Origin of the sequence: Pseudomonas batumici (assembly GCF_000820515.1) — a bacterium.
GTDB lineage: Bacteria > Pseudomonadota > Gammaproteobacteria > Pseudomonadales > Pseudomonadaceae > Aquipseudomonas > Aquipseudomonas batumici.
Genome location: NZ_JXDG01000011.1, coordinates 124,647 through 139,883, shown reverse-complemented (window position 1 = coordinate 139,883; position 15,237 = coordinate 124,647). Strand labels below are relative to the sequence as shown.

Genomic DNA, 15,237 nt, shown 5'->3' with positions numbered 1-15,237 from the left:
ATCGACCCGCGCCACAAGCCTTTCTTCATGTTGGAGGCCGGGGCACCGGCCATGATGGTCTGGTCGCCGATCCGCTGGAGCGATGCGCAGTTCGACACGGCCCAGACGGACCCGGCGATGCGCGAACGGGTCATGCGGACCTTTACCCCCGGCATGGCGCCGATGAGCGGACTGGCCAGGGATATCCATGAGTCCATCGGCGACTACATGGACCTCGATGGTTATGGCTGGAGCCAGAATCCCGTCAACCAACCGCCGGATTGGCTCAAGGCACTCGAGGACATGAATATCTGCGAGTTCCAGACCTATGCGGTGGTCGACGACACCTGGGGCGTGTTGCAGGACCTGGCGCGGTTGCTCCAGGTGCAGATGGCGGCGTTCGAGGAGCGTCGCCAGGAGCGTAGCGAGGACTGGGCCATCGCCGGTTTGATTCGCTCGTTGAGCGAGAACGATGAGCAGGTTCGCAAAGTGCTCCCTGGCGCGACCCGCTATCACCTGCTGGAAAGGACCTGGAAAGAGCATGACGATGAAACCCAGGGTTACGAGACCGACCTGCGCTATATCTCGCAATTATGGGGCGCGTGGTTCGAGACCCTGGGCCTGAAAAGCCCGGCGAGCCTGGCGACGGCTTGCGAGCATTTCGATATTACCCAGCCTGCTGTGCTGGAGGCGCTGGGAGAGGAGTTCGCCCGGGCGTGTGCCGGCGCCTCCAGTACCAGCTTTGGGGTGAAGACACTGAGCAAGGCGCTCGATCCTGACAGAGCGACCGAGAAGCCCTGGTTGATCTGGGCTTTGCTCGGGCTGCCCAACTCACCGGGGCTCTCGGAGATCAAGCGATTGATCGATACGGGGGACACCCTCAAGGATAACGCACAGGCTTTGCAAAAGCTGAGCGCCAAGGTGGCACAGGCGTTGAACATAAGCCTGGCGTTCAACAAAAGCGCGGAGAACCTGGCACTGCACAATCCGGCCAAGGTGACGGAGGAATTGTTCACCGTCCTGAGCCCCGTACTCGCAGCGCAGATGCACAAGGCCTCGGAAATACCCAGCAACGTTGCAAGACTGTACATGGGGGCCGCGCTCAGCCGTAGCCAGCAACGCATCGATCTGGTGGCGGCCACACCGCAGCAGGTCGAGCAGTGGCTGAACCATTTGGCGCAAGTCCCCACGCAAGCGCCTCCCGGAACGCTGCCGTTGAAACCGGTAGCAAGTGCCGTGCAGGACGCGTTGCCGTTCTTTCACCTAGTGCCGGCGGGGCAAGCAAGCGCTGCCGGGAAACATCTGCCGTCAATTGCGGATCTGGCTCGACCAGAGATAGAACTGAAAAACCTCCTGAAAATGAGCAAAGAGGCGCTGACGGAAACGCCGTTAAAGTGCTTGGTGTTGGTGGTGGCAGGTGTGAGTCTGGTTTGGGCGTTAGATCAATACAAAAAAAGCAAATCAATAAAAAACACAACAAATCTGATGGGTGCTGCAGCTGGTATCGCCGCGGCATTTCTAGCGATACAACAAAGCAAAGCAGAAAGAGACTGGAAAACCATTGCTGAATCCACTGGAAAAAACTCAGCCAGCTCCCGTACAGCATTAGCAAAGGCGCTATTAAAAGCTTCACACGTTGCGTCTTCACTCTCGCTAGTATCTGCCATGGACGTCATTGTCTTTGGTATTGAAACGTTAGAGGCTTTCAAGGCTGGAGACATAGACACAGCCCTAATCAATGCTGGATTAACCGTTGCATCAGCGGCAAATTTCGCTCTGTATGTGAGAACCTATAGAGCTTTAAGGGCTGCACGCACTGCCGTACTCGCTGGAGAGCTTGCAGCGATTGGCCGTGGGATAAACCAAGTACCTCATATCGTTCCTAAACTTCTGGGACTTACCTTGCTAATTTTCAGCGGTGTGATTGCTCGTCTATACACCCAAGATATACCGATAGAAAAGTGGTTAAAAGGCACCCGCTTTGGCACCTACCCCCAAGCGTGGTCGGATAGCTACGAAAAATCGGAATATGAGCTTCACAAAATTTTACTCCCACAGCCCAACCTCTAAGCAGTCAATTTACTTTCCGCATCGCTTCTCAAAAATAAACAGCGAAAATACAATGAACATAAAAAATTTTATTGAGCGAGCTAGAGATTTATATGGTGAGTCTCCGCCCATCATTCTGAAAGCGAATGAACCGACAAACCAATCTCCCATGGAGTTGTTCGTCACAGACGAACACACTGAGCACTACCTATCTCTCAAAAATGGTGGTGAATCAGGTCGCGGTGAGATAACAGGGATCATTTTCCTACTGTACACGATCCCCGCCCTGCTTTTGATTGCCCTCGACATCTCTTCTGGAAACTTTGACAATATATTTTTGCCATTATTAATCGGAGGAGCCACCCTCGTCATTTCCTTTATTTGGGAGTGCTATGCAAAACTCCCACTCCCCATCATCTTCAACAGACGTACACGAGAAGTCTACTTCGACCATAACGGCCAATTATTTCACACACCCTGGGATGACATTCAAGCCATCACTTATGACTTTACCATTGTGAGCCATCACGTAGGCGGCTTGAACAATGCAGCTTTGGAGATATTGGTTCGCCGACTTGGAGAGCCAGAAAACGCACTAATGGTTCCCTTGGGAGCGCCCATGGGCAAAGACCTGGATATGCAAAAAGGATTCTGGGAATACATACGAGCCTATATGAATAACGGCCCTTGGTTTGACGAGCACGGCAACCATAGCGAATCAGACACATTCATTAAGGAGCAATTGGCCAGCAATCTACGACCCTCGGATTTTTTAACCCATGAACGTCAATTAATTTTAGAAAAAAAGGCCGCCTTGGGAAGAGAAAATCACTTAACCCCAACAGACTACATCTCACTGGCTGGCGATCTTTATCTCCACCCCACACACCTCATACAAGACTTTGTCTACGACACAGCCAAACGCCGAGCCCGCAATCGTTGGCCAGAAATTGTATTGGAGCGTCTGCGTCCCGATGGCCCGACCACTCGACTGATTGATCTGGAACGTGAACGCGGGTTGGACGTTTAACTCACACACGCTCTTTCAGGCCGACACTGGCCCCTGTTGGAGCCGGCTTGCTGGCGATGAGGCCAGCAAGGCTTGCGTCGATCTTGCGGACGTCATCGCCAGCAAGCCGGCTCCTACAGGACCGTGTTCGGTCAGGAAATCGGGGCACTGCGGACTCGGTCGGTGAAGCGGCCCTGCATTGCGTCCAGTGCGTCACAGCCATCCTGCAACAGCAAATACGCGGCGCTGGCGAAATGCTGAAGATCACGGTCGCAGGTGTTGCCGATGCTCATGCAGGTCAGGCTGTGGCTCAAATCGCGGGCGGCCTTGATGCGCTGGATGGCGAACTCATAAAGGTCACGCACCGGGGCATCGAGGTTGAGGTAGAGAACGGGGACTTCGGTGAGGTTGCTTTGTAGCGGACGATATTGGCTCATCGATGAAAATCCTTACGATAGAGTTAGTTACGCTCCGTTAGGAATTTCGACCGGCTAAGATCGATCACCGATGCGTCGGTGACGACCGAACTATAGTCCAGCCACCCGCCGAATAGTCGCCGCTTTTACACCTTGAAATACGAGCCACTGCGGAGGCCAGTAATGGCGATTTGTTCACTCTCGCAAGCACAACGCGGTTTTCTGTAGGAGCAAGCTTGCTCGCGATGGAGGTTAACGATGACGCGGGGTACCGGATAAAACGCGGAGCCCAGGGGTTCATCGCGAGCAAGCTTGCTCCTACAGCGGCCCCCACCGCCCAAAAGATTGGCGGCAAACCCGAGGGCCCCTTCGCTGGCAAGCCAGACTCCTACAGGACCGCGGCGAACCTGCCCGCCTCAACCAATCCCCACCTGGTTACGCCCACCGTTCTTCGCCAAATACAGCCCCTTGTCCGCCGCCGAAATCAGCTCCCGGTAGTTGCTGCCCTGTTGCGGGATCACGGTGGCCAGGCCGATGCTGATGGTCAGCACCGAGCCCTCGCTTGGCGCATTGTGCGGGATCTTCAACCCCGCCACGGTCTGGCGCAGCTTTTCCGCCACCAGCCGCGCACCGCCTTGCGTGGTGTTCGGCAGCACCAGGGCGAACTCTTCGCCGCCATAGCGCGCCGGTAGATCCGAAGGCCGGCAGCTGGCCTCACGAATCGTCTCCGCCACCTTGCGCAAGGCTTCATCCCCTTCCAGATGACCAAAGTTGTCATTGAACAACTTGAAGTGGTCCACATCGATCATCAACAACGACGTCTGCGTCTGTTCACGCTGCGCCCGTCGCCACTCCAGCTCCAGGTACTCGTCGAAGTGCCGACGGTTGGACAACCCGGTCAGGCCGTCGGAGTTCATCAGGCGTTGCAGCACCAGGTTGGTGTCGAGCAATTGCTGCTGGCTGACCCGCAACGCCCGATACGCCGCATCACGCTGCAGCAAGGTCATGTAGGAGCGCGAGTGATAGCGAATGCGCGCCACCAGCTCGATGTTGTCCGGCAACTTGACCAGGTAATCGTTGGCCCCGGCGGCAAACGCCGCGCTCTTGATCAGCGGATCTTCCTTGGTGGACAGCACGATGATCGGGATGTCCTTGGTCGCCGGGTGATTGCGGTACTCGCGCACCAGGCTCAGGCCGTCGAGGCCGGGCATGACCAGGTCCTGCAGGATCACCGTCGGCTTGATGCGGATCGCCTGGGCAATCGCCTGGTGCGGATCGGCACAGAAGTGGAAATCGATGTTCGTCTCCGTGGCCAGCCCGCGTCGGACCGCCTCGCCGATCATGGCCTGATCATCGACCAGCAGCACCATCGCGGCGTTTTCGTCGGAGGTCTTGAAATCATCCAGCTGTAAATCATTCATACGCGGTCACCTGAGGTACTGCTTTCAAACCAGGCTTGCTGACGAGGGCACTCATGAAGAAAATACCTCCAGCAAGCGTGGCGCGATCTGGTTCAGTGGGCGAATTTCAACGGCGGCATCGATCGCCGCCGCGGCCTTGGGCATGCCGTACACGGCACTGCTCTGCTGGTCCTGGGCGATGGTCAGGTAGCCTTGCTCACGCATCAGCTTCAACCCGTGGGCACCGTCGCGCCCCATGCCCGTCAACAACACGCCCACCGCATCGCCATTCCAGTAACTGGCGATACTCTCGAAAAACACATCGATGGAAGGCCGGTAGATCTCGTTCACGGGCTCGGCGGTATAGGCCAGGGCCCCGTTCTTCAACAAGCGGATATGATGGTTCGTCCCGGCCAGCAGCACGGTACCGCGCTGCGGCGCCTCGCCATCGCGGGCCAGGCGCACCGGCAGGCCACAGGCACTGCTCAACCATTCGGCCATGCCGGCGGCAAACACCTGGTCGACATGCTGGACCAGGACAACGGCGGCGGGGAAATTAGCAGGCAAACCTTTCAGCAAGGCTTCCAAGGCCGCCGGCCCGCCGGCCGAAGAGCCGATGGCCACCAGCTTCTGCCGGGGACTGTTGTCCCGGGCGGGCGCCGCCACGCTGCGTACCCGGTTGTCCCGTTGGCCGATCAACCAGCCGATATTGAGGATCTTGCGCAACAACGGCGCAGCGGCTTCCTTCGGGTTGTCGCCGCCGATGGCCGGTGTGTCGACCACATCCAGCGCACCATGGCCCATGGCTTCGAAGACCCGGTGCACGTTCTGTTGCCGGTCGACGGTGACGATGACGATCGCGCAGGGCGACTCGGTCATGATCCGCCGGGTAGCCTCGACACCATCCATCACCGGCATGATCAGGTCCATCAGGATCAGGTCGGGGGTGTCCTCGGCACAGTACTTCACCGCCTCGGCGCCGTTGGCGGCGACCCAGATCACTTCGTGCGCCGGCTCGAATGCCAGGGCACGACGCAACGCTTCTACCGCCATGGGCATATCGTTGACAATCGCGATCCTCATCCCTGGGCGCCTCCGATCAACTCCACCACCGCATCCAGCAAGGCGTCGTCATGAAAACTGGCCTTGGCCAAATAATAGTCGGCCCCGGCATCCAGCCCACGGCGACGGTCCTCTTCGCGATCCTTGTAGGACACCACCATGACCGGCAGCGACTGCAGGCGTGCGTCCTTACGCAAGAGCGTGACCAATTCGATCCCGTCCATCCGGGGCATGTCGATATCGGTGATCAACAGGTCGAAGTCCTCGCCGCGCAGGGCGTTCCAACCGTCCATGCCATCCACCGCCACCGCCACCTCGTAACCCCGGTTGACCAACAGTTTGCGTTGCAGCTCGCGCACGGTCAGGGAGTCGTCGACCACCAGCACGCGCTTGCGCACGGCCTCGCTGGCCTGACGATGGCGCCGGTCGATACGTTCCAGGCGACCGCTATCGAGCAGCTTGTCCACCGAGCGCAGCATGTCTTCGACATCGACGATCAACACCGCCGAACCGTCATCGAGCAAGGCCCCGGCGGAAATATCCTGGACCTTGCCCAGCCGCGGATCGAGCGGCAACACCACCAGGGTGCGCTCGCCGACGAAGCGTTCCACCTCGACCCCATAGATCGCCTCGCGCTCGCGGATCACCACGACCTTGAGGCTGCCATCCTGGTGTTCGCTGGGCGGACGCTGTAGCAACTGGCTGGCCGCCACCAGCCCGACATGCCGGCCTTCGTGCCAGAAGTGCTGGCGCCCCTCGAGCTGCACGATGTCCTCGGGCGCCAGGTCGCACATACGCTCGATGTGAGCCAAGGGGAAAGCATAGGCCTCACCGCCGACCTCCACCACCAGGCTGCGCACCACCGACAGGGTCAGGGGCACTTCGAGGTGGAAACGACTGCCCTGCCCGGTCGTCTGCTCCAGCACCACGCCGCCGCGCAGTTGGCGGACCATGTGCTGCACCGCGTCGAGACCGACCCCACGCCCGGAGACTTCGGTGACCTTGTCCCGCAGGCTGAAGCCCGGCAGGAAGAGGAAGCTCAACAACTCTTCCTCGCTCAGCTGGGCGGCGGTATCGGCCGGGGCCAACTGGCGCTCGACGACGCTGCGCCGGAGCCGCTCCAGGTCCACGCCGCCGCCGTCATCGCTCAGTTGCAGCACCAGCAACCCGGCCTGGTGGGAAGCCCGCAGGCGAATCAGGCCCTCGGCCGGTTTGCCCGCCAGCACCCGTAGCTCCGGGCTTTCGATGCCATGGTCGACCGCGTTGCGCAGCAGGTGGGTCAGCGGCGCTTCGAGTTTTTCCAGCACGTCGCGATCGACCTGGGTTTTCTCCCCTTCGATTTCCAGGCGTACCTGTTTGCCCAGGCTACGGCCCAGGTCGCGGACCATCCGCACCTGGCCGCTCAGGACATCGGCAAAGGGCCGCATGCGGCAGGCCAGTGCCGTGTCATACAACACCTGGGCACGCTGGCTGGCATGCCAACCGAACTCGTCCAGCTCCACCGTTTGCGCCGCCAGCATCCTCTGGGACTCGGCCAGCAGGCGCCGGGCATCGGCCAGGGCCTCCTCGGCTTCAAGGCTCAGGCCGGTGCCCTTCAACTGATCGTTGAGTTGGTCCAGGGCCCGCAGGCCCTTGTCCTGCATCCGCCGCAGCCGCTGCATGGTCGCCAGGTAAGGCTTGAGGCGCTGGGTTTCCACCAGGGATTTGCTCGACAGGTCGAGCAGGCTGTTCAGACGCTCGGCGGTCACCCGCAGCACCCGCTCGCCCCCTTCGGCGACCCGGCGGCCGGGCGGTGTCAGTTCAGCCGACGGGGCTTCAAGAGGCAGTATTTCCAGAGGCAATGCGTCAAGAGACGGTGTTTCAAGATCGACGGCCACGGCCGGCGGCACGAACACCGGCTCCTCCGGCTCGACCACGCCAGGCGGGGCCGTCCGGGCACCGGCCACCGAAGGATCGAGCAGCACCTGCAACTGCAGGACATAGGCCTCGATCTCCAGCGAGCCGACATTGGCGCTGGGCGTGGCGATGCGCATCAGCAAGTCGGTGCCTTGCAACAAGGCGTCGATATGTTCCGGTTGCAGGTACAGCCGGCCTTCCTGGGCGCTGACCAGGCAATCCTCCATCACATGGGCCACGCTGACCCCGGCATCCACACCGACGATCCGCGCCGCACCCTTGAGGGAATGGGCGGCGCGCATGCAGGCTTCGAGCTGGTCGGCCTGGGTCGGGTTGCGCTCCAGGGCCAGGAGGCCGGCGCTGAGCACCTGGGTCTGGGCCTCGGCCTCCAGGCTGAACAGTTCCAGCAGCGACGAGTCGCGCATTTGATCGGGGGTCATGTGAGGCTCCGGGTCACGGCCGACAGCAATTGCTCTTCATCCAGCCAACGCAGGCTGCGCCCCTTGAACGGCAGTACGCCACGGGTGAACCGGGCACTGGCCTGGGGCCCGGCGGCACTGGCGCTGTCGAGCAGGCGCTGGTCGATGGCATGGATACCGTCCACCTCGTCCACCGGCAGCACCACCGGACCACCCTGGGCACCGACGATCAGCATGCGCGGCATCACCCGGCCGCCCGGTGTAACCGGGCCCGAGGCCTCCAGCCCCAACAACTCCACCAACGACAGGCAGGCCACCAGCGCACCCCGTACGTTGGCGACACCGAGCAAGGCCCGTGAACGCTGGTGCGGCAGGGAGTGAATCGGCTGCAGCGGCGCGACTTCCACCAGGCAGCGGGTCACCAGGCCCAGCCATTCTTCGCCGAGCCGGAACATCAGCAGCGAACGGGTGACGACATCACTGCCGGCATCGATCGCCGCCGTCTGTTCGGGGCGCTCCTGCTGCAACGAATAACGGTCCAGCAGGCGCGTGGCGGCGGCGGAATACACCGCACAGTTACGGCAATGGACATGCTCGGCCAGCAGCGGGCAGGACTTGTCGCCGTGGATACCGATGCGGTTCCAGCAATCGTCGATGTTCTCGGCGTCGTGGTGGGTCAGGTTCAAATCAGTCAAACCGCTCATCATTTGCGCTCACTGTCAGCGGCGCGCTCGCTACGGGCGGCGCGTTCCTGCAATCGCCGGGCGCCTGCCGCATCGCCCTGGGAGGCCAGCAGCGCCGCCAGGTGGACGAGGGCCTCGGGATGTTGCGGTTCCAGGTACAAGGCCTTGCGATAAAACCCCTGGGCCTCCAGGGTACTGCCGGCCACGTCGCTCAGCAGGCCCAGCCAGTAGAAGACCTGGGCGACCGGTTCGTGCTGGCGCAGGTAGGTTTCACACGCCTGGCGCGCTTGGGCGCCTTTGCCTTCGTTGGCCAGCGTGGCAATCCGGGCCAGCAGGGCGGATGCCTCGTCCGACGCCTGCGGCGTTGCCACGGGCGCCGGCACCGCTGGCGTGAAAGCCGTACGGGGGCTGAACGGCCGACGCAGAGGCGGCACCGGCGCACTGGCGGGCGACACACGCACCGGCAAGGACGGCGCTACGAACATCGGCAACGGCTCGGGCTCAGGATCGGCTTGCGTCTGGTGGCGAAAGGCAAAGGACTGCGCCGCGCCGATGGAGCGCATGCCCATCCGTCCCAGCAGGTTGCCCTCGGCCGGCCCGATGAACAGCACACCGTCCACGTGGGTAAGGCGCTTGAGGATGTCGAAGACCCGGCGTTGCGTCGCCAGGTCGAAATAGATCAGCAGGTTGCGGCAGAACACGAAGTCATAGACCTCGCCCACCTGCAATTCGGGATCGAGCAGGTTGCCGCTCTGCAGGCGCACCTGCTCGCGGACCCGCTCGCTGAGCCGGTAATCGTCGGCCTCCGGGGTGAAATGCCGCTCGCGAAACTCGATGTCCTGCCCGCGAAAGGAGTTCTTGCCATACAGGGCACGCCTGGCCCGCTCCACCGACAATGGGCTGACGTCGATGCCGTCGATCTTGAACTGATGCGGCGCCAGGCCGGCATCGAGCAGGGCCATGGCGATCGAATAGGGTTCTTCGCCGGTGGAACAGGGCAGGCTGAGGATCTTCAAGGCGCGCATGCCCTTGATCTGCACCAAGCGTTCGCCCGCCAGGCGCGCCAGGGTCGAAAAGGACTCCGGGTAGCGGAAGAACCAGGTTTCCGGGACGATCACCGCCTCGATCAGCGTTTGCTGCTCGTCCTCACTGCTCAGCAGCCGGGCCCAGTAGTGGTCCGCCGAGGCCATCTGCAACTGGGTACAGCGCTGGCGCACGGCGCGCTCGATGATGGCCGGGCCGACCGAAGCCACGTCCAGGCCGATGCGATGCTTGAGGAAATCGAAGAAGCGCTGGTCGTCACTCATGCCGGCGCCTCGTCCGCGGCCGGAAACAGCAGCGCCCGCACCTCGGCGCCGAGCAGGTCGTCGACCCGAATCCGTTGCAGCAGGCCCTGGGCATCTTCACGCACCGGCCCGAGGTAAGGCGCCTCGCGGTTGTCCAGGCCATAGGGCTGGAAGTCCGCCGGGTTGCAGCGCAGGGTATCGGTGGCCTGTTCGAGAATCAGCCCGAGCAAGCGCCCGGGCGCCTCGTCCGCGGGACGGTAATGCACCAGCACCAACCGCGTGCTGGTGCGGGCCGCCGCCGGCTCGCCGAAGGTCATGGCGCTGACATCGATCACCGGCACCATCGCCCCCCGATGGGCCAACACCCCCGCGACCCAGACCGGTGCCTGGGCAATCGGCTTGAGTTGCAGGCGTGGCAGCACCTCGGCCACTTCGACGGCCTCCAGGGCATAGCGTTCGCCCTTGATGCGAAAGACCAGGAACAGGCTGTTTCCGGGCTTCGCGCCGACGACGTGTTTAGCCACCCGCTCGCTCATCAGACTTTGAAACGCGAAACGCCGCTGCGCAGGCCCACCGCGACCTGGCTCAGCTCGTCGATGGCGAAGCTGGCCTGGCGCAGGGATTCGACGGTCTGGCTGCTGGCGTCGCCCAATTGCACCAGGGCGAGGTTGATCTGTTCGGCGCCGGTGGCCTGGGCCTGCATGCCTTCGTTGACCATCAGCACCCGCGGCGCCAGGGCCTGGACCTGATGGATGATCTGCGACAGTTGCTCACCGACCTGCTGCACTTCGAACATGCCGCGGCGTACTTCCTCGGAGAACTTGTCCATGCCCATGACCCCGGCGGACACCGCCGACTGGATCTCGCGCACCATCTGCTCGATGTCGTAGGTGGCGACGGCGGTCTGGTCCGCCAGGCGCCGCACCTCGGTGGCGACCACGGCAAAACCGCGGCCGTACTCGCCGGCCTTTTCCGCCTCGATGGCGGCATTGAGGGACAACAGGTTGGTCTGGTCGGCCACCTTGACGATGGTCACCACCACCTGGTTGATGTTGCCGGCCTTCTCGTTGAGGATCGCCAGCTTGGAGTTCACCAGGTCGGCGGCGCCCATCACCGAATGCATGGTTTCCTCCATGCGGGCCAGCCCTTGCTGGCCGGAGCCGGCCAGCACCGAGGCCTGGTCGGCGGCGGAGGACACTTCGGTCATGGTCCGCACCAGGTCCCGGGAGGTCGCGGCGATTTCCCGCGAAGTCGCGCCGATCTCGGTGGTGGTGGCGGCGGTTTCGGTGGCGGTGGCCTGCTGCTGCTTGGAGGTGGCGGCGATTTCCGTGACCGAGGTGGTGACCTGCACCGAGGAGCGCTGGGCCTGGGACACCAGGGCCGTCAGTTCGGTCATCATGTCGTTGAAGCCGGTTTCCACGGCCCCGAACTCGTCCTTGCGTTCCAGGTTCAGGCGACTGCTCAGGTCACCGGTGCGCATGACTTCAAGGATTTCGACAATCCGCTGCATCGGCGCCATGATCCCGCGCATCAGCAGCAGGCCACAGAGACCGGCGGCGGCGACCGCGATCAGCAGCGAAATCCCCATGCTGATTTTCGCTGCGGAGACAGCGGCGGAAATCGAGTCGGTGTCCTGGTCGGCCGAAGCCTTGTTCTCGTTGACGATCGTGCTGAGTTGCTGGCGACCGGCGGCCCAGGCAGGCGACAACTGCTCGTTGAACAGACGGATGGCCTGGTCGTTCTGCTTGTGCTGATAGAGATCCAGTACGTTGACCAGCAGTTTGCTGTAGGCCTCGTGCTCACGTTTGAAAAGATCGAAGGCGGCTGCGTCCTCGGGCCTGAAGATCGTCGTCTGGTAGTTGTCTATCTGCTCCACCAGACGCTTTTCGAATTCCTTGAACTGCATCTGGTCGGCGGCACTGATAGTGCCGTCCGCGTTGAACCCCAGCAATTGTAGGGTCAGCAGGTAACTGTCGTTCCAGGCGCCGCGGATCGCGGTGCTGTAGTAAATCCCGGGAAGGGCGTCGGTACGCACACCCTCCTCGCTGGCCCCGATCGACTGCAGCCGGGAATACGAGGCAACGACCATCAGCAGCATGATCGCGATGATGACGGCAAAGCTTGCCAGTATTCGTTGGCGCAACGTCCAGTTCTTCACTCTCGGTCCTCTGGGGCCATTTAAATGAGGGGCAGTATAGCTGAGCGAGTGCCATCACTTTTGGCACAGGTCACGGATTTGACAGGATATATAACCGACAGGTGATTGCGACACTGATCAACGCATTTTCAGACGTTTCACTCAAGATCAGCCACGACTCCAGTGCGCGCATAACCCGCGAAATCGGCCAGGATCTCGCCGAAAATTCCCACCAGATGGCAGATCTGGCGTGACACCACCTGATCAGAGGCTTATCGAGAGGTAAGCCTTTTTTGTGCACGATCGTCGCTGATGAAACGTATCAGCTAGCAACAAAAAACCCATAAATCAAAAAAATGGAATTTTTCCTTGATTCCGAAAATGCGCTGGCTTAGAGTGGCCTCACTGTATGGATATACAGTAATCAGCAAATATTCATTTAAACCTGTTCATGGATGAGAAACGTCTTATGAAAACTGAAAAACTTGGCCAACTTCCCAACCAACCCAGCCTGTGGACCCGCGCCGACGCGCTGAAAGTTCACACGGATGATCCGACCACGACCCAGCCCCTGGTCCATTGGAATTTCCCGGTATTGAGCAACGAGGTGTTCATCTGGGACACCATGCCGCTGCGCGATATGGACGGTAACGTGGCTTCCGTCAATGGCTGGTCGGTCATTTTCACCTTGACCGCGGATCGTCATCCGAACGACCCGGAATACATCGATAAAAACGGCATGTACGACATCAGCCGCGACTGGAACGACCGCCATGGTCGGGCAAAGATGTACTACTGGTTCTCCCGTACCGGTAAAGACTGGCAGTGGGGTGGTCGTGTAATGGCCGAAGGGGTTTCGCCCACCACTCGTGAATGGGCCGGCTCTCCGATTCTGTTGAACGACCGGGGTGAAGTGGATTTGTATTACACCGCTGTCACGCCAGGTGCCACGATCGTCAAGGTGCGTGGCCGGGTGGTGACGACTGAACATGGCGTCAGCATGGTGGGCTTCGAAAAGGTCAAGCCGCTGTTCGAAGCGGACGGCAAGATGTACCAGACCGAAGCGCAGAATCCGTTCTGGGGTTTCCGTGATCCATGGCCGTTCCGCGACCCGAAAGACGGCAAGCTGTACATGCTGTTCGAGGGTAACGTGGCCGGTGAGCGTGGTTCGCACGTAGTCGGTAAAGCGGAAATCGGCGACGTACCGCCGGGCTATGAAAACGTCGGTAACTCGCGCTTCCAAACGGCCTGTGTCGGTATCGCCGTAGCGCGTGACGAAGATGGCGACGACTGGGAGCTGCTGCCACCACTGCTGACGGCCGTAGGTGTCAATGACCAGACCGAACGCCCGCACTTCCTGTTTCAGGACGGTAAATACTATATGTTCACCATCAGCCATAAGTTTACTTATGCCGACGGTGTGACCGGTCCGGACGGCGTGTACGGTTTCGTGGCCGATTCGCTCTTCGGCCCTTATGTGCCGTTGAACGGTTCCGGTCTGGTGCTGGGCAACCCGTCTTCCCAGCCATTTCAGACTTACTCGCACTATGTGATGCCCAACGGCCTGGTGACCTCGTTCATCGACAGCGTACCGACCGATGAGCTCACCACCGGAATGAAGTTCCGCATCGGCGGGACTGAAGCGCCAACCGTGGGCATCAAGGTGAAAGGGCAGCAAACCTTCGTGGTGGCCGAGTATGACTACGGCTACATCCCACCGATGATCGATGTCACGCTGAAATAGTACTGAAGCTACACAGGGCCTGCAGGCATCGGGTTTGAATTCGATAACAAACTCGTTGTGGATATGATCGAGATATCCCCGCCTGCCAGGCCATCGATTAAAAAGATATACACTGGGTCGCATCCATAAAAACAACCTGCCGGGAACACCGGCCTCGGTGCGCCGCCCATGATGACCCTGCGCCAGATCCGTCACTTCATCGCCGTGGCCGAAACCGGCTCGATCTCAGCCGCCGCCCAGGCGGTGTTCATTTCCCAGTCGACCCTGACCCTGGCGATCCAGCAGCTGGAGCAGGAGATCGGCGTCAGCCTGTTCAACCGCCACGCCAAGGGCATGACCCTGACCCACCAGGGCCACCAGTTCCTGCGCCAGGCCCACCTGATCCTCGCCACCGTCGACAACGCCAAGCGCAGCCTGCAACAGAGCACCGACCAGGTGGCCGGGCAACTGACCATCGGCGTGACCAGCCTGGTGGCCGGCTACTACCTCGCCGACCTGCTGACCCGCTTCCAGCGCGCCTACCCCAACGTGGAGATCCGCGTCATGGAAGACGAGCGGCCCTACATCGAACACCTGCTGGTCAGCGGCGAGATCGACGTCGGGGTGCTGATCCTCTCCAACCTGGAGGACCGCCATGCCCTGCAGACCGAGGTCCTGACCCATTCGCCGCACCGCCTGTGGCTGCCGGCCCAGCACCCGCTGTTGGAACACGACAGCATCAACCTCGCCGACGTCGCCCGCGAACCGCTGATCCAGCTCAATGTCGATGAAATGGACCGCCATGCCCAACGCATGTGGCGCGGCGCCGGCCTGCAGCCGCGGATCACCCTGCGCACCGCGTCCACCGAAGCCGTGCGTAGTTTGGTGGCCGCCGGGCTCGGGGTGTCGATCCAGCCGGACATGACCTACCGGCCCTGGTCGCTGGAAGGCGACATCATCGAAGCCCGCCCGCTGGCCGACCTGAGCCAGACCCTGGACGTGGGCCTGGCCTGGCGCCGCGGCACCGCCCGGCCGCCCCTGGTGGACCCGTTCCTGACCGTGGCCCGCGAACAACCCCATGGCGGGCGCAAGCCATCGATTTAATCGAACGCCGCATTCAGTATTTAGTATTTGTCGACCTCCCGTCCGCCCACTAGTCTCTGGCCATCCATCCAGAG

The 15,237-nt window shown here is 61.3% G+C and carries 12 protein-coding genes; 4 read left to right on the top strand and 8 right to left on the bottom strand.

Going from position 1 to position 15,237, the window contains the following annotated elements:
• Window positions 1-2,049, top strand: a 2,049-nt coding sequence (locus UCMB321_RS31010; protein WP_167337420.1) for a hypothetical protein, incomplete at its 5' end; no start/stop codon positions are given.
• Window positions 2,009-3,058, top strand: a complete 1,050-nt coding sequence (locus tag UCMB321_RS31005) for a hypothetical protein (RefSeq protein WP_245220723.1) — start codon at window positions 2,009-2,011, stop codon at window positions 3,056-3,058. The genes UCMB321_RS31010 and UCMB321_RS31005, both read left to right, overlap by 41 nt.
• Before the next feature lie 131 nt (window positions 3,059-3,189).
• Here the strand turns inward: UCMB321_RS31005 and UCMB321_RS05810 are convergent, their stop codons facing one another.
• The 8 genes from UCMB321_RS05810 to UCMB321_RS05775 all read right to left on the bottom strand — a co-directional run bounded on the left by UCMB321_RS05810 (window position 3,190) and on the right by UCMB321_RS05775 (window position 12,357).
• Window positions 3,190-3,474, bottom strand: a complete 285-nt coding sequence (locus tag UCMB321_RS05810) for a hypothetical protein (protein ID WP_040064568.1) — start codon at window positions 3,472-3,474, stop codon at window positions 3,190-3,192.
• A gap of 395 nt (window positions 3,475-3,869) precedes the next feature.
• Window positions 3,870-4,874, bottom strand: coding sequence for a response regulator (locus UCMB321_RS05805; protein ID WP_040064567.1), 1,005 nt, complete (start codon window positions 4,872-4,874; stop codon window positions 3,870-3,872).
• Between the two features lie 51 nt (window positions 4,875-4,925).
• Window positions 4,926-5,936 (bottom strand): chemotaxis response regulator protein-glutamate methylesterase, encoded by a 1,011-nt coding sequence (gene cheB / locus UCMB321_RS05800; protein WP_040064566.1) that lies wholly within the window; start codon window positions 5,934-5,936, stop codon window positions 4,926-4,928.
• Window positions 5,933-8,251: a hybrid sensor histidine kinase/response regulator gene (locus UCMB321_RS05795; protein WP_040064565.1), complete on the bottom strand. Its 2,319-nt coding sequence runs from the start codon at window positions 8,249-8,251 to the stop codon at window positions 5,933-5,935. Before UCMB321_RS05795 ends, cheB begins: the two co-directional genes overlap by 4 nt.
• Window positions 8,248-8,934, bottom strand: coding sequence for a chemotaxis protein CheW (locus UCMB321_RS05790; RefSeq protein ID WP_040064564.1), 687 nt, complete (start codon window positions 8,932-8,934; stop codon window positions 8,248-8,250). The genes UCMB321_RS05795 and UCMB321_RS05790 overlap by 4 nt, the downstream gene beginning before the upstream one ends.
• A complete protein-coding gene (locus UCMB321_RS05785) occupies window positions 8,934-10,220 on the bottom strand; it encodes a CheR family methyltransferase (protein WP_040064563.1) in 1,287 nt (428 codons plus the stop codon). The genes UCMB321_RS05790 and UCMB321_RS05785 overlap by 1 nt, the downstream gene beginning before the upstream one ends.
• Window positions 10,217-10,735: a chemotaxis protein CheW gene (locus UCMB321_RS05780; protein ID WP_040064562.1), complete on the bottom strand. Its 519-nt coding sequence runs from the start codon at window positions 10,733-10,735 to the stop codon at window positions 10,217-10,219. The genes UCMB321_RS05785 and UCMB321_RS05780 overlap by 4 nt, the downstream gene beginning before the upstream one ends.
• Window positions 10,735-12,357: a methyl-accepting chemotaxis protein gene (locus UCMB321_RS05775; protein WP_040064561.1), complete on the bottom strand. Its 1,623-nt coding sequence runs from the start codon at window positions 12,355-12,357 to the stop codon at window positions 10,735-10,737. The genes UCMB321_RS05780 and UCMB321_RS05775 overlap by 1 nt, the downstream gene beginning before the upstream one ends.
• 448 nt (window positions 12,358-12,805) lie before the next feature.
• Between UCMB321_RS05775 and UCMB321_RS05770 the strand changes: the two genes are divergently transcribed.
• Complete coding sequence (locus tag UCMB321_RS05770) at window positions 12,806-14,080, top strand: glycoside hydrolase family 68 protein (protein ID WP_040064559.1); 1,275 nt, start codon at window positions 12,806-12,808, stop codon at window positions 14,078-14,080.
• 168 nt (window positions 14,081-14,248) lie between these two features.
• Window positions 14,249-15,163, top strand: a complete 915-nt coding sequence (locus UCMB321_RS05765; RefSeq protein WP_040064557.1) for a LysR family transcriptional regulator — start codon at window positions 14,249-14,251, stop codon at window positions 15,161-15,163.
• Window positions 15,164-15,237: the final 74 nt, after the last annotated feature.

Coding starts and splice junctions, on each gene's coding strand:
- UCMB321_RS31005 (WP_245220723.1), top strand. CDS start 2,009: ATGAGCTTCACAAAATTTTACTCCCACAGCCCAACCTCTAAGCAGTCA.
- UCMB321_RS05810 (WP_040064568.1), bottom strand. CDS start 3,474: ATGAGCCAATATCGTCCGCTACAAAGCAACCTCACCGAAGTCCCCGTT.
- UCMB321_RS05805 (WP_040064567.1), bottom strand. CDS start 4,874: ATGAATGATTTACAGCTGGATGATTTCAAGACCTCCGACGAAAACGCC.
- cheB (WP_040064566.1), bottom strand. CDS start 5,936: ATGAGGATCGCGATTGTCAACGATATGCCCATGGCGGTAGAAGCGTTG.
- UCMB321_RS05795 (WP_040064565.1), bottom strand. CDS start 8,251: ATGACCCCCGATCAAATGCGCGACTCGTCGCTGCTGGAACTGTTCAGC.
- UCMB321_RS05790 (WP_040064564.1), bottom strand. CDS start 8,934: ATGAGCGGTTTGACTGATTTGAACCTGACCCACCACGACGCCGAGAAC.
- UCMB321_RS05785 (WP_040064563.1), bottom strand. CDS start 10,220: ATGAGTGACGACCAGCGCTTCTTCGATTTCCTCAAGCATCGCATCGGC.
- UCMB321_RS05780 (WP_040064562.1), bottom strand. CDS start 10,735: ATGAGCGAGCGGGTGGCTAAACACGTCGTCGGCGCGAAGCCCGGAAAC.
- UCMB321_RS05770 (WP_040064559.1), top strand. CDS start 12,806: ATGAAAACTGAAAAACTTGGCCAACTTCCCAACCAACCCAGCCTGTGG.
- UCMB321_RS05765 (WP_040064557.1), top strand. CDS start 14,249: ATGATGACCCTGCGCCAGATCCGTCACTTCATCGCCGTGGCCGAAACC.